This window comes from Actinomadura sp. NBRC 104425, assembly GCF_030269545.1.
GTDB classification, from domain to species: domain Bacteria; phylum Actinomycetota; class Actinomycetes; order Streptosporangiales; family Streptosporangiaceae; genus Spirillospora; species Spirillospora keratinilytica.
In genome coordinates, this window is sequence record NZ_BSTN01000051.1 from 1 (window position 1) to 13,841 (window position 13,841).

Here is a 13,841-nt window from a genome sequence, read left to right on the forward strand (position 1 = left end):
TCGGAGACCTCCGAGGCGTCGTGTATCTCGGAGATCTCAATTCCCATTTCGGTCAGGAGGTGTCCGGCGATCCGGGGGGACCATCGGAACAGCTCGGCCGGTATGTCGTGTAGCTGCGATGGCATGCCCGGGACACTATACGCATTCATCTGGCTACTCAGAGCAAACCGCGGTATGCGGCAGAAGATGCGTTTTGTCACCCAGCGCAGGTCAGGGGTTCCACACCATGGTGCGCTGATGGACGCGGCGCCCCTGGTAACGCAGGCCCGGGATGACAGGAGCCGGGCCGTGTTCGACGAAGCCCTTCCGTTTGAAGAAGCGGACGGCCCGGGTGTTCTCCGCCACGGTCTGCAGGTGGCAGCCTCCGGCACCGTGTCCGCAGACGCGCTCCAGCCAGTGGTCCATGAGACGGTCGGCGGCACCGGTGCCGCGGGCCTCGGGGATCACGTTGATGTGCAGGTGCGCGGGCCACCGGGCGTCGTGGAAGTCGCCGGCGACCGGCGCCCGCCGCACTGTGGCCCATGCCAGGTCGGCGAGGCTGCGGGCGAAGAATTTCGCCGACCGCGGGCGGAGGAACGGGCGGTACCGCCTGATGGCCTGGTCCACGCGGGCGACCTCGCTGGGGAACGCCGCGCTGTCCAGGCAGCCGGCCAGGTAGCCGACGACGCGGCCGTTCTCGATCGCCAGGAACAGCGAGCCGGGTTCCAGATCCATGTACGGCTTGAGGTAGATCGCCGCTTCGGACTCGTCGTGGCCCCACAGCGAACCGCTGGGCGAGCCGACCGCGGCGCGGGCGTACAGGGCGTGCAGTTTCGGCCGGTCCCGTTCGGTGAACGTCCGGATCGTCACCATCCCCGCCTCCGCCCTCTCCCGGCTCATGCAGCGGCTTCGACCTTAGCCGCCGAGGCCCCGTGACCTGCACATTAAGGACATGGCACCAGAACGCGCCGGCCGCCGCGCGCCTTCGGCGAGGGCGCGCGGCGGCTGCATCGCCGGGTCAGGCGGTCTCGCAGGTGGAGCCGTTCAGGGTGAAGGAGTCGGGCTCGGCGGAGTCGCCGGTGTGGGTGGCCTGGAAGCCGATGTCGATCGACCCTTGGGCGGGGATGGCGGCGTTGTACGACAGGTTGGTGGCGGTGACGCGGCCGGAGGTCGGGGAGTAGGTCGCGCCCCACCCGGAGGTGATGGTCTGGCCCGTGGGCAGGGTGAAGGTCAAAGTCCAGCCGTTGACAGGCGCGGAGCCCGTGTTGGTGATCTTGATGTTGGCGACCAGGCCGTTGTTCCAGGCGTTGACGGTGTAGGCGACGCGGCAGGCGCCCGTGCCGACCTCGGCCGTGGTGAACGTCGCGGTGGGCGACGGTGCGGACTGGTTGCCCGCGAAGTCACGGGCCCGCACGTACACCTCGTAGCGGGTGGCGGGGGTGAGGCCGGTGAGGGTGATGGAGGTGGTGGCGGTCTGGCCGAGGAGGGTGCCGTCGGCCCGGTAGACGTCGTATCCGGCCAGGCCGGAGCCGCCGGTGTCGGTGGACGCGGACCAGGTCAGCGTGGCGCCGGTCGCGGTGATGTCGGACGCGGTCGGGGCGCCGGGCGCGGTGGGCGCCGTGGTGTCCGGGTTCTCGCCGCTGTAGATCGTGGCCTCGCGGGCCGTCGCCCGGATGCCGTTGGCGCCGTTGAAGATCCGCTGGCCCCAGCTGGTGAGCTGCGACGGGTCGAAGTCGGTCACCATGTCGAGGTACTCGACGCCGCCGCCGTTGCCGCTCCACGACCAGCCGATGTAGCCGACGCCGTGCGCCTGGGCCTCGGCCATGATGGTGTCCTCGTCCGGGTCGCCGTCGGAGTGGTTGAACCCGAACTCGCCGATCACCAGCGGCAGCCCGGCGGCGCGGAACCGGGCGAGGTAGTCGGTGATCTCGGCGGCGGTGTCGAACACCCCGTACATGTGGATGGAGAAGACGGTGTTGCGGTCGGGGTCGGCGGCGAAGACGGTCTGGGCGTTGTCGCGCATGGTGAACTGCCAGTCCTGGCCCCAGTTCGGCGCGTCCACCATGAGCAGGTGGTCGAATCCGGCGTCGCGCAGCCGCTGGATGGCGTTGGACGTGGCGGTCGTCCAGTCCGGTGTCACGGGGTTGTTGCCGACGGGCTCGTTGCCGATGTTGATGACGATGTAGTCCTCCTGACCGACCAGCACCTCGCGCAGGCTCAGCCAGTAGTCGACGGCCTGGTCGAGGGTGCGGGCGCCGTCCTGCTCGCCGTAGCCGGTGGTGTCGTGGTTCTCCAGGACGCAGATGAGCCGGTTCTGCTTGCACAGCGCGATGACGTTGGCGACGTCGGACGGCCCGTTGGCGGTCCAGCGCCCGCCGCTGAGCACCACCCGCACGGTGTTGGCGCCCAGTGCCTTGATGTCGGCGAACGCGCGGGTCTGCGAGGTGTACCAGGTGTGCGCGTGGCTGACGCCGCGCATGACGAACCGGTTGCCGTTGGACTCGACGATGTCCGTTCCGCTGACCCGCAGCCCCACGGCGGCGTGGGCGGGGGCGGCGGTCACGAGCATCGAGGCGAGCAGCGACGCGAGGGCCGCCACCGCCGCGACGGCCCAGGACCGGAGGGAGGGTCTCATCCGGGGTGTCCTCCTTGCGGAGTCGCGGTGCAGATGAACGGGGCGCAGGCCGGGTCCGCCAGAGCACCCACGAAGCTAGGCACGCGCAGCACCGCCGTACAGTGCCGGCGGCGCGCGGGCCCGGGCAGGAGCGTGCCGCCCGTCCGCCGCATGCCGGTTGAGCAGGGAGAAAACGTCCGAGGCCGCGGTCAGGTGATCGCGGCGTGCGGTGAATCTTTCATTCGGCGGCGGTCGGCCGACCCCGCACGCTCCGGGACGGTCAGCCGCTGATCTTGCGGCGGAGGGCGGTGAGGCGGTCCTTGGTGGTGGGAAGGGTCAGGGACCACATCTGGTCGCGGGTCTCGTCCTCGAGCACCTGGTCGTGGCTCCGTCCGTCGCCGACGCGCCGCAGCGACGCCTTGGTGCGGCGCAGCAGGTCGGGGTCGACGTCGCGGGCTCCCGCGGCGAGGGCCTGCGCGGTGGGGAGCAGTTCGGCGTCGGGGACGCAGCGGTACACCAGCCCGGCGGCGACGGCGGCGGGGCCGTCGAGGCGCTCGCCGAACAGCACCATCGCGGCGGCGGTCTGCGGTCCGGCCAGCCGGTGCAGCATCCAGGTGTGCCCGCCGCCGGGGTGCAGGCCGATCTTCAGGAAGCGGGTGTCGAACCAGGCCGACTCCGCGGCGATCCGCACGTCGCAGGCCAGCGCGAGGTTGAGCCCGGCGCCGACGGCCGGTCCGTTGACCGCCGCGACGGTCGGCAGCGGCGAGCGTGCCACGCGCAGGAAGCCCTCGTAGACGGTGGTGACGCCGGACGTGTCGCCGTCGGCGGCGGCGAGCAGGTCGGCCAGGTCGGCGCCGGCGCAGAAGGCCGGGCCCGCGCCGGTGATCACCACGGCGGCGGTCGTCCCGTCCGCCTCCAGCCGGTCGAACGCGGCGGTGATCTCGCCGACCAGGGCGCCGGAGATGATGTTGCGGCGGTCGGGGTCGTTCAGCGTCAGCGTGGCCACGCCGCGCTCGACGGCCACGTCCAGCAGCGCGGTCACCGGGGCGTCTCCAGACTGCTCATGCGCCGATCCTCTCATCACCGCCGAACGCCCGCCGAACCGGGTTCTAGCCGGGTTTCCGGCCGACTCCGGCGTAGCACCACTGGCGGTCGGCGTCGGGCGGGAGGGTGGTGCCGGGGTCGGGACGCCACTTCGACAGCGTGGTCAGGCCCGGCTCGACCAGCTCGAAGTCGCCGAACATGCGCAGGATGTCGGCGCGGCCGCGCAGGGTGATCTGGGAGCTGGCCGTGTCGTAGGCCGCGGCGGCGTCGCGGATCCGGCCGCCGCTGTCGAAGTCGTCGGTCACATGGGAGATGGCCAGGTAGCTGCCGGGGGCCATGGCGGCGCGCAGGGAGGCGGCGATGCCCTGCGGGTCGTCGGCGTCGTCGATGAAGTGCAGCACCGCGAACATCAGCACGGCCACCGGACGGTCGATGTCGACGAGCTTGCGCAGTTCGGGGTCGTCCAGGATGTCGTCGGGGCGGCGGGCGTCGCCCTGGATGACGGCGACGCCGGGCCGTCCGGCGAGCAGCGCGCGCCCGTGGGTCAGCACGACCGGGTCGATGTCGACGTACACGACGCGCGAGTCGGGGGCGACCTGGTGGGCGATCTCGTGCACGTTGCCCTGGGTGGGCAGTCCGGAGCCGATGTCGATGAACTGGCGGATGCCGGACTCGGCGAGGAAGCGCACCGCGCGCCGCAGGAAGGCGCGGTTCTGCCGCGCCATGTACGGCGTGTCCGGCGCGCGGCGGACGACCTCGTGCACGGCCTCCCGATCGACGGCGTAGTTGTCCTTGCCGCCGAGGAGGTAGTCGTACATGCGGGGTACGTTCGGCGTCCGCGGGTCGACCGTGTTCAGTGTCCTCTCCTGGCCTGCCTGACGGGCTTCGCGAAAGAACCGTCATTCAGCGCGATATGACTGAGATCATGAAAGCATAGCGATTCATCCTGGAGATACCGAACGCGACCCCGACGTGGAGTGCCATGCGACCAGGTGACGACAGTGCTCTCGCGCAGATCCCGGGGCCGGACGGCGACGGCGCCGAGGCCATCGTGGCGGCGGGCGGGCTGCACAACTACCAGCTGAAGCTGCACGCCGAGTACGGGCCGGTGGTGCGGTTCCCGCTGCCCGGCGTGGACCGGGCGGTGTCGGTGGCCGACCCGGTGCTGCTGGAGGCCACCGCCAAGATCAACAAGCGCCCGGACAAGCTGTTCGAGTTCCTGGCGCCGCTGCAGGAGTCGGGCAACCTGCAGACCATCCCGGCCGACGAGCACATCCCGTGGCGCCGGGTGATGCTGTCGGTGCTGGCCGGGCGCCCGTCGCACGAGGCGCACTTCGCCCGGTTCACCGCGCTGGCGACCGAGCTGGCCGACCGGTGGGCCGAGCGCGCCGCCGCCGGGCCGGTCGCGCTGCAGCACGACCTGGCCGAGCTGTCGCTGCGCATGATCTGCCATTACGCGCTGGGCAGCGGCCTGGCGGACGACGAGACCGCCGGACGCGTCGTGTCGGCGTTCGAGACCGTGCTGACCGAGTACCTGGAGCGGCAGTACCAGGGCGACGAGAAGGACCGCAGGCGCGCCGATGAGGCGCTGGCCTACCTGCGCTCGGTCGTCGACGAGGTGGTCGAGGCGCACCGCGCCCGCGGCACCGCGGACGGCGCGCCCGAGCGCAGCGACCTGGTGGCGGCGCTGTCGGCGGCGGGCCAGCCGCCCGCGCGCATCCGCGACACCGTGCTGATGACGATGCTGGCCGCCCACCACACCACCGGCGTCGCGATCTCCTGGACGCTCTACCTGCTGGGGCAGCACCCGGACGTGGCCGAGCGGGCCGCCGAGGAGGTCGACCGGGTGCTCGGCGACCGGGCCGTCCCCGAGTACGCCGACCTCAAGCGGCTGACGTACCTGGACATGGTGGTCCGCGAGACGATGCGGCTGTACCCGCCGGGGCCGTACGGCGCCCGCGAGGCCACCGAGGACGTCGCCCTGGGCGAGTACACGGTCCCGGCCGGGACGACCATCTTCTACCCGTTCTGGTCCGTGCACGTTAACCCCGAGTACTGGCCGGACCCGGAGCGGTTCGACCCCGAGCGCTTCACGCCGGAGGCGTCGGCCGGGCGGCACCGGCTCGCCTACATCCCGTTCGGCATCGGCCCGCGCAGCTGCGAGGGCTCGACCCTCGCCATGGTGGAGGCCGAGCTGGTGCTGGCCGTCCTGCTCAAGCGGTTCCGGTTCGAGCCGGTGCCGGGCCGGACGGTCACGCCGGTGGAGCGGTTCGTGCTGTGGGCGGCCGAGGACATCCACATGAACCTCGTCCCGCGGGAGCCCGCGCGGGCCTGACGGCGGCGCGGGGCCGGGCGGGTGCACCCGCCCGGCCCCGGTCTCACGAGCAGTACGCGGGAGCGGGGATCAGAAGACGCTCACGCCGTACGCGCTGAGCGCCTCGGTGACGGGCTGGAAGAACGTCGTGCCGCCGGAGGTGCAGTTGCCGCTGCCGCCGGAGGTCAGGCCGAGCGCGACCGTGCCGGCGAACAGGGGGCCGCCGCTGTCGCCGGGCTCGGCGCACACGGTGGTGCGGATCAGGCCCGTGACGGTGCCCTCGGCGTAGTTGACGGTCTGGTTGAGCGCGGTGACCGTGCCGCTGCGCACGCCGGTGGTGCTGCCGCTGCGGCGCACCGACTGCCCGACGACGGCGTTGCCGGCGGACGTGATGTCCTGGTAGCCGGAGCCGTACAGGTAGACGTCACCGGTCTTGGCGATCGAGGTGTTGGTGTACCGGACGATGCCGTAGTCGTTGCCGGGGAAGCTGCTGCCGGCGCGGGTGCCCAGCACCGTGCTGCCGCTGGAGTTGGCGTACCAGGTCGAGCCGATGTTGGTGCAGTGCCCGGCGGTCAGGAAGTAGTAGGTGCTGCCGCTGCGGACGTTGAAGCCGAGCGAGCAGCGCCCGCCGCTGGCGTAGATGGCCTGGCCGCCCGCGATGAGCAGGTTGAACTTGCCGGGGACGTGCTCGAGCCGGACGGCGTCGCCCTGCTGCTGCGCGGCGCTGCGGACCTTGGCCAGCTTGTCGCCGGTGACCGAGTCGTCGTAGCTGAGCACGACCTGGTTGCTGACCGGGTCGACGCCCCAGGCGGTGCCCGGAATCTTCACCGAGCTCTCCAGCTTGTCGGTGACGCGCTCGAGGGCGGCGCCGTCGCGGGCGACCGTCCGGGGGACGGCTCCGGCCGCGCGCACCTGCTCGGCGGACTGGGCGTCGGTGACCGTGACGACGAGCTTGCCGGTGCCCTGGTCGATGTAGGAGCCCGCGGAACGGGTGCCGAGCCGGTTGGCCAGGCTGGTGGCGAGGCCGCCGGGATCGGGTGCGGCCTTCGCCGCCGCGGGTGCGGCCGCCGTGGGCGCGGCACCGGCGGCGGGCGCCGCGGCCAGTGCGGTCGCGGCGGCGATGACGGTGGCTCCGACGACAGTGGCGGAATGGATGGGTCGCATCCTCACTGTGCCTCCAAACACGGTCAGGACGCCTCCGGGTGAGGGGTCCTGAATGACATGGATCTTCGAGGCACCGGGGAATCTTGCACAAGACGAAGAAGTTGCCCAATGATCTGACCGGCTCTGGCAATACTGGGAAAATGCCGAGTCAGCGCACGGTCAGGCGTGCCGTCGCCCTGTCGCTTCTTGAACCTGAATATGGTTGCTTGGCCGGATGCGGACGGCTACGTAACCATTTACCAAGATCGTCCTTTTAGCCGCCGGCCCGGCCGTCCCTGAGGAGGCGCCCGCGGGCTCGGCGACGAGCGAAGGTCCGCCCGTCCCGCCGGGTGAGGCTGGACGGGCGGACCTTGGATCAGGGGCGCCTACGGCGCGGCCAGCGCCTCGGTGGGCGACAGCCGAGACGCGCGGATCGCCGGATACAGGCCGGCGACGGCGCCGATCAGCAGGGTGGCCGCCATGCCGCCGGCGACCGCCCAGGCCGGGATGACGACCGGCCAGCCCCGCGAGACGGCGAAGCCGGCGGTCACCGCCATGCCCAGCACCGCGCCGCCCGCCCCGCCCAGCGCCGACAGCAGCAGCGACTCGGCCAGGAACTGGGTGCGGATCTGGCCGCGGGTCGCCCCCAGCGAGCGGCGCAGGCCGATCTCCGAGCGCCGCTCCAGCACCGAGATGACCATGGTGTTGGCCACCCCGACCCCGCCGACCAGCAGCGCCACCGCGCCCAGGCCGAGCAGCAGCCCGGTCAGGGCCTCGTCGGCGGCCTGCCGCGCAGCGAGCGCGTCCGACGGGCGCGACACGTCCACCTCGTTGGGCGCGGCCGGGTTGGCGGTCGCGCCCAGCACCGCCTGCACGTCCTCCACGGCCGAGTCCGCCGACCGGGTGTAGACGGTGGTGGGGTGGCCGTCGAAGCCCAGTTCCGACCGCGCCACCGGCCAGCCGACCAGCGCCGCGGTGTCCAGCTCCGGCGCCAGCGGCGCCTCGGCCAGGATGCCGACGACGGTGAACGGCTCGCCGCCGACCATCACCTGCGTCTGCGGGCCGGCGCGGCCGATGCCGAGCCGTTCGGCCGCGCGGGCGCCGAGCACCACCGCCGGGAAGCGGCCGGTGGCCTCGTTCAGCCAGGTGCCGCTGGCGACCGTCGCGCCGGTGGTGGCGGGCAGGTCCAGCCGGGCGGCGTAGGTGGCGATCCCGCCGGTCTCGGCCCGGTCGATCCTGCGGTTGCGGTACACCTTGGCGTCGTCGATCATGCCGATCGCCGACACCGACCGCACCGGCGCGATGCGCCGCACCATGGCCTCGGCCTCCAGCGGCAGCTGCGCCTGCTCCCCGGTGAGCGTGCTGCCGGGCTTGACGGTCAGCAGGTTGGTGCCGAGCGCGGCGAGGGTGCGGTCCAGGTCGGCGCGCGAGGACGAGGAGATGCCCACCACGCCGACCATCGCGGCGATGCCGATGGCGATGCCGAGCGCCGACAGGAACGCCCGCAGCGGGCGGGTGCGCAACCCCACCGCGCCGACCTTCATCACGTCCCCCGGCCGCAGCCGGGCGGGGCGCAGCGTTGCGGCGGCGGCCATCAGCCCACCTCCCCCGCGGCCGCGACCTTTGCGGCCCGCCCGGTCGCGCCACCGGATGCGCCGTCGGTCGCGCTGTCGGACACGCTGTCGGACACGATGCGGCCATCGCGCATGCGCACCTGCCGAGGCAGCGCCGCAGCGATGTCCCGGTCGTGCGTGATGATCACGACGGTGGTCCCGGCGGCGTTCAGCTCCCGCAGCAGCGCCATGACCCCGGCCCCCGCAACGGAGTCGAGCGCGCCGGTCGGCTCGTCGGCCAGCAGCAGCGGCGGCTCCCCCGCAACGGCCCGCGCGATCGCCACGCGCTGCCGCTCGCCGCCCGACAGCTCCAGCGGGCGGTGGTCCAGCCGGTGCCCGAGCCCCACCCGCTCCAGCGCCGCGGCGGCGCGGCGGCGCCGTTCGGCGGGCCGCATCCCCTGGTACAGCAGCCCGTCGGCGACGTTGTCGAGCGCGGACGTGCCCGGCGCCAGGTGGTACTGCTGGAACACGAACCTGATGCGGCGGGCCCGCAGCGCCGACAGCTCGGCGTCCGACAGCCCGCCGATCTCGTACCCGTCGATGCGCACGGTGCCGGACGTGGGCCGGTCCAGGGTGCCCAGCACGTTGAGCATCGTGGACTTGCCCGACCCGGACGGCCCCACGATCGCCACCAGCTCGCCGGCGGAGATGTCCAGGGACACGCCGTCGAGCGCGGTCACCCCGCCGGGGTAGGTCTTGGTGACGTCCCTCAGCGAGATCACTTCGGCATCCCCACGACCGTGCCCTCGGTGATGCCGCTCCCCGAGATCTCGACCTTGCCGTCGGCGAACAGGCCGGTGCGCACCGGCACGTACGACGACCGGCCGCCCTGCACCACCTCGACGCCGAAACCGCCCTCGCGCAGCGCCAGCAGCGCCGCGATCGGCACGGTCAGCACGTTCTCGCGGGTGCCCGCGGTGAAGGTGACGTCCACCGCGGCCATCGCGTACGGCTCGGCGGCCTGCTGCGCCCGGCGCCCCTCGAGCGCCACGGTGACCTCCACCTTGGTCTGCGGTTCCTCCCCGCTGCCGCCGGGCTCGATCACCGTGGACACCTCGTCGACCCGGCCTTGCACCTTCTGGTCGTCGGGCATGGTGACCTCGACGTCGGCGCCTTCCTTGGCCAGGCGCTGGTCGGTGGCCTCCAGCTGCACGGTGACGGCCTTCTCGGTGCCGGTGTAGTTGAGCACCTTGCGGCCGGGCGAGACGGGGTCGCCCTCGCCGGCCTCCAGGCTGTCGACGCGGATCGCGCCGGGCGTGAACAGCACCCGGCCGAGCTCCACGACGCCGGTCTCGTCGAGGCCCCGGTCGTCCTGCCATTCCCGGACGGCGTCGGCGGTGTCACCGGTGTACTCGTCGTCCACGGTGAACCCGTCGTAGCCGAGGGCCTGCAGGTTGCGTTCGAGCTGGTGGACGTCCTCGCCCTCCACTCCGGGGCGCAGGTCGCGGTACATGGGCCGCGACCCGTACATCAGTGTCACCGGCTTGTCGTCCACCCGGTACACCGTCTTGCCGCGGGTGATCCGGTCGCCGCTGTCGGGCAGGGCGGTGAGCGTGCCGCGCAGTCGGCTGGTGGCGGCGGTCTGCTCCCCGTAGGCCAGCACCCCGTCGGCGTCCTGGGTGTCGCGCAGCGTCTCCCGGGTGACCTTGGCGGTGCTGGGCGGCAGCCCGCGCGCCGTCTGCTCCGACGCGGCGTCGCCGGTAAGGTTGAGAGCGGCGGCGGTGGCCGCGCCGCCCGCCGCGACCGCGACGGCCACTGCGGCGATTTTCGCCCGGCGGGAGCGGCCGCGGCGCCGCTGCCGACGCGACGCCTCCGGCGGCCGCGACGGCCCGGAAGGTTCCGGCGTTTCGGAGGGTTCCGGCGTCGCGGGTGCGTGCGCGTCGGGCGGCCGTTGGTCGGTGAGCGTCTCACGAGCCGCGGGCCGCCGCCCGTCCGCACCCGCGACGCTCGGGCTCTCACGCCCGTCCACCGTGGCCACCTCCCGGCCCCACCGCCGACACGACGGCTCGGGCCGTTCCGGCGACTGTGGCGAGTGCGCGCCAGACGGCTCCCGGTCGGTGAGCGTCTCACGAGCCGCGAACCGCCGCCCGTCCGCACCCGCGGTCCTCGAGGTCTCGTGCCCGTCCACGGTGGTCACTTCCCCGCTCCGTTGCTCGCCGGGCCGCCCAGGATGTCCTGGCACTTCTGCTGGGCGGTCTCAAGGTCCGGGTCGTCGCCGATTTCGTTCTTGTTGACGATGATTCCGCGCTGGCCGGGCTTGGGGTCGGGGAACTTCTCCACCCCGTTCTTGCGCATGCACTCGGCGAACTCGCGCTGCCGCTGCTCCATCTGCGGGTCCGAGCCGCCCTGGGAGTTCTGCTGCGGGCTGTACTGGCGGCACGCCTCCATGGCCTTCTGCATCGTCTGCTCCTGGCCCGGCTTGGCCTTGACCACCACCCGGCCGTCCTGGGGGTCCTCCATGTCGATGCCGTTCTTGCGCATGCATTCGGCGAACTTGACGGCCATCTCCTCCGGGTCGCTGCCGGCGGCGCCGGCGGCCTTGGTCTGGCGCCCGCCGTTCACCGTGGCCACCCCCTCGTCGCCGTCGTCCCCGCCGCCGCAGGCGGCCAGGGCGAGGGCGAGCGCCAGCGGCATCGCCGCGAGGGCGCCGCGCGTCCGAAATCGCATCGTCTGCTCCTCGTTCTCCATGCGGCCGGGCCAGTCGGCTCCGGCCGGACGCACGGCATGCAACGCGACCGTCTGTTTCCCCTCCGTTTCCCGCGTCCCTGCGGTTCCGGGCGCGCCGACCCGGCGGCGCTTCCTAACGGAAAGGAAACGCCGCGCCCGTCACGATGGCCCGTGGCGAACGCGCGTCCGGCGGAGAGGAGCGGAATGCGGGTGCTGGTGGTGGAGGACGAGCGAATGCTCGCCGAGGCGATCGCCGAGTGGCTGCGGGACGAGGCGCACGCGGTCGATCTCGCGCATGACGGCGTGGCGGCGCTGGAACGCCTGGCCGTCAACGACTACGACGTCGTCGTCCTGGACCGCGACCTGCCCGCCGTGCACGGCGACGAGGTGTGCCGACAGCTGGTGGACGGCGGCTCGGCCCCCCGGGTGCTGATGCTCACCGCCGCCGCCGAGGTCACCGACCGGGTGGAGGGGCTGGGGTTGGGTGCCGACGACTACCTCACCAAGCCGTTCGCGTTCCCCGAGCTGGCCGCCCGGGTGCTGGCGCTCGGCCGCCGCGCCCGCCCGGCGGCGCCGCCGGTGCTGCGCCGCGCGGGCATCTCGCTGGACCAGGCGCGCCGCCGGGTGTTCCGGGACGGCCGCTACGTCCCGCTGGCCCGCAAGGAGTTCGCCGTGCTCGCCGAGCTGCTGCGCGCCGACGGGGCGGTGGTGTCCGCCGAGGTGCTGCTGGAGAAGGTGTGGGACGAGCACGCCGACCCGTTCACCGGCGCCGTCCGGCTCACCATCCTCAAACTGCGCCGCAAGCTCGGCGAACCGCCCGTCATCGAGACCGTCAAGGGAGCGGGGTACCGGATTCCATGAGGCCGACCACGACGCCGACCATGACGCCGACGGTGCGGGCGGCCGCGGCGCCGGCGGACGTGCCCGCCCGGCCGCGGCGCATGTCGCTGCGCGTCCGGCTCACCTTCACCTACGCCGCGCTGTTCGTGGTCGCGGGCGTGGTGCTGCTCGGCGTGACGTACGTGCTGTTCACCCAGAAGGTCGCCGAGGGCCGGGTCAAGGTGATCTCGACGACGCAGCGGACCGGCGGGCCGGGGAACGGCGCGGCGCAGCCGTCCGAGCGCTACATGATCGACGGCCCGGGCGGTCCGCCGACCGCCGGATCGCAGCTGGAACGGCTGGCCCGTGAGCAGAGCGACCGGCTGCGCGAGGCCGCGGCCACGTCGCTGATCACACAGGGCGCCGTGGCGCTGGCCGTGGTCGGCGGCGCGGCCACCGGGTTCGCCTGGCTGATCGCGGGACGCACGCTGGCCCCGCTGCACCGCGTCACCGAGACCGCCCGGCGCATCGCCGCCGCGCCCGCCGCCGACCGCGGTCTGCACGAGCGGATCGCGCTGCGCGGCCCGGACGACGAGGTCAAGGAGCTGGCCGACACCTTCGACAGCATGCTGGAGCGGCTCGACCGGTCCTTCGACGGGCAGCGCCGCTTCGTCGCCAACGCCTCGCACGAGCTGCGCACCCCGCTCACGCTCGGCCGGGCGCTGGTGGAGCTGGCCATGCACCGCCGGTCCGCCTCGCCCGACGTCCGGCGGCTCGGCGAGAGCCTGCTGCAGATCAACGCCCGGCACGAACGGCTGATCGACGGCCTGCTGCTGCTCGCCCGCTCCGACCACGAGATCACCGAACGCGCCCCGGTCGACCTGGCCGACGTGGTGGGGCATGTCACCGCGCAGACGGAGGCCGAGGCGCGGGAGACCGGGGTGCGGGTGCACGAGCAGGCCGACGAGGCGCCCACCTCCGGCGACGCGCTGCTGCTGGAGCGGCTCGTGCAGAACCTGGTGGAGAACGGCATCCGGCACAACGTCCCCGACGGCGGCTGGGTGAGGGTGTCCAGCCGCACCCGCGGGGACGGCATGGTGGAGGTGGAGGTGGCCAACACCGGGCCGGTCGTGCCCCCGTACGAGATCGCCGGACTGTTCGAGCCGTTCCGCCGCATGAACCGCGACCGCGTCGTCGACGCCAAGGGCGCCGGGCTCGGGCTGTCGATCGTGCGGTCGATCGCACGCGCCCACGGCGGCGCCGTCACCGCCGTGCCGCGCGACGGCGGCGGGCTGGTGGTGACCGTCACACTGCCCGCCGAGCCGGGCGCGGCCGCGGCCCTGTACCCGGCGGGTAGCCGGACGATCCCGGTCGGCTGAACTCCCGCCCGGAACCTCCGCCTCCGGTCGCAGAATTTTTCGCTGGCGGCGTACGCAGGAAGGTTCGGCCGACGCCAGGGGGTTGAATGCGGGGTACGCACTCCTAAGGGGAGGAAGCCCCTCCTTGAGGGAACCGGCGCCCGAGGAGCGACGAGATGTTCGAGAGGTTCACCGACCGCGCGCGGCGGGTTGTCGTCCTGGCTCAGGAGGAGGCCAGGATGCTCAACCACAACTACATCGGCACCGAGCACATACTGCTGGGCCTGATC

General features: G+C 72.9%; 13 protein-coding genes. 4 read left to right on the forward strand and 9 right to left on the reverse strand.

Annotation, left to right across the window (positions count from 1 at the left end):
• Positions 1-210: 210 nt before the first annotated feature.
• The 4 genes from QSK22_RS32670 to QSK22_RS32685 all read right to left on the reverse strand — a co-directional run bounded on the left by QSK22_RS32670 (position 211) and on the right by QSK22_RS32685 (position 4,494).
• Complete coding sequence (locus tag QSK22_RS32670; protein WP_285498360.1) at positions 211-879, reverse strand: GNAT family N-acetyltransferase; 669 nt, start codon at positions 877-879, stop codon at positions 211-213.
• Positions 880-997: 118 nt separating this feature from the next.
• On the reverse strand, positions 998-2,614 hold the full coding sequence (locus QSK22_RS32675; RefSeq protein ID WP_285498361.1) for a cellulase family glycosylhydrolase: 1,617 nt from the start codon (positions 2,612-2,614) through the stop codon (positions 998-1,000).
• A gap of 259 nt (positions 2,615-2,873) precedes the next feature.
• The gene (locus tag QSK22_RS32680; protein ID WP_285498362.1) at positions 2,874-3,635 is read right to left on the reverse strand and encodes an enoyl-CoA hydratase; all 762 of its coding nucleotides are present in this window, start codon (positions 3,633-3,635) and stop codon (positions 2,874-2,876) included.
• Positions 3,636-3,702: 67 nt separating this feature from the next.
• Positions 3,703-4,494, reverse strand: coding sequence for an SAM-dependent methyltransferase (locus tag QSK22_RS32685; RefSeq protein WP_285498371.1), 792 nt, complete (start codon positions 4,492-4,494; stop codon positions 3,703-3,705).
• A 125-nt stretch (positions 4,495-4,619) separates the two neighbouring features.
• On the opposite strand from QSK22_RS32685, the gene QSK22_RS32690 reads away from it, so the two are divergent.
• The gene (locus QSK22_RS32690; protein WP_285498363.1) at positions 4,620-5,972 is read left to right on the forward strand and encodes a cytochrome P450; all 1,353 of its coding nucleotides are present in this window, start codon (positions 4,620-4,622) and stop codon (positions 5,970-5,972) included.
• A 69-nt stretch (positions 5,973-6,041) separates the two neighbouring features.
• On the opposite strand, the gene QSK22_RS32695 is transcribed toward QSK22_RS32690, so the two are convergent.
• The 5 genes from QSK22_RS32695 to QSK22_RS32715 all read right to left on the reverse strand — a co-directional run bounded on the left by QSK22_RS32695 (position 6,042) and on the right by QSK22_RS32715 (position 11,374).
• The gene (locus QSK22_RS32695) at positions 6,042-7,115 is read right to left on the reverse strand and encodes a S1 family peptidase (protein WP_285498364.1); all 1,074 of its coding nucleotides are present in this window, start codon (positions 7,113-7,115) and stop codon (positions 6,042-6,044) included.
• Positions 7,116-7,480: 365 nt separating this feature from the next.
• The gene (locus QSK22_RS32700; protein WP_285498365.1) at positions 7,481-8,689 is read right to left on the reverse strand and encodes an ABC transporter permease; all 1,209 of its coding nucleotides are present in this window, start codon (positions 8,687-8,689) and stop codon (positions 7,481-7,483) included.
• Positions 8,689-9,429, reverse strand: a complete 741-nt coding sequence (locus QSK22_RS32705; RefSeq protein ID WP_285498366.1) for an ABC transporter ATP-binding protein — start codon at positions 9,427-9,429, stop codon at positions 8,689-8,691. Before QSK22_RS32705 ends, QSK22_RS32700 begins: the two co-directional genes overlap by 1 nt.
• The gene (locus tag QSK22_RS32710; RefSeq protein ID WP_285498367.1) at positions 9,426-10,463 is read right to left on the reverse strand and encodes a peptidoglycan-binding protein; all 1,038 of its coding nucleotides are present in this window, start codon (positions 10,461-10,463) and stop codon (positions 9,426-9,428) included. Before QSK22_RS32710 ends, QSK22_RS32705 begins: the two co-directional genes overlap by 4 nt.
• 377 nt (positions 10,464-10,840) lie before the next feature.
• On the reverse strand, positions 10,841-11,374 hold the full coding sequence (locus QSK22_RS32715; RefSeq protein WP_285498368.1) for a hypothetical protein: 534 nt from the start codon (positions 11,372-11,374) through the stop codon (positions 10,841-10,843).
• Positions 11,375-11,578: 204 nt separating this feature from the next.
• On the opposite strand from QSK22_RS32715, the gene QSK22_RS32720 reads away from it, so the two are divergent.
• The 3 genes from QSK22_RS32720 to QSK22_RS33940 form a co-directional block, all read left to right on the forward strand.
• On the forward strand, positions 11,579-12,235 hold the full coding sequence (locus tag QSK22_RS32720) for a response regulator transcription factor (protein WP_285498369.1): 657 nt from the start codon (positions 11,579-11,581) through the stop codon (positions 12,233-12,235).
• Positions 12,236-12,255: 20 nt separating this feature from the next.
• The gene (locus tag QSK22_RS32725) at positions 12,256-13,572 is read left to right on the forward strand and encodes a sensor histidine kinase (protein WP_285498370.1); all 1,317 of its coding nucleotides are present in this window, start codon (positions 12,256-12,258) and stop codon (positions 13,570-13,572) included.
• Positions 13,573-13,727: 155 nt separating this feature from the next.
• Positions 13,728-13,841 (forward strand): Clp protease N-terminal domain-containing protein (locus tag QSK22_RS33940; RefSeq protein WP_018793523.1); only part of this gene is annotated, 114 nt, incomplete at its 3' end.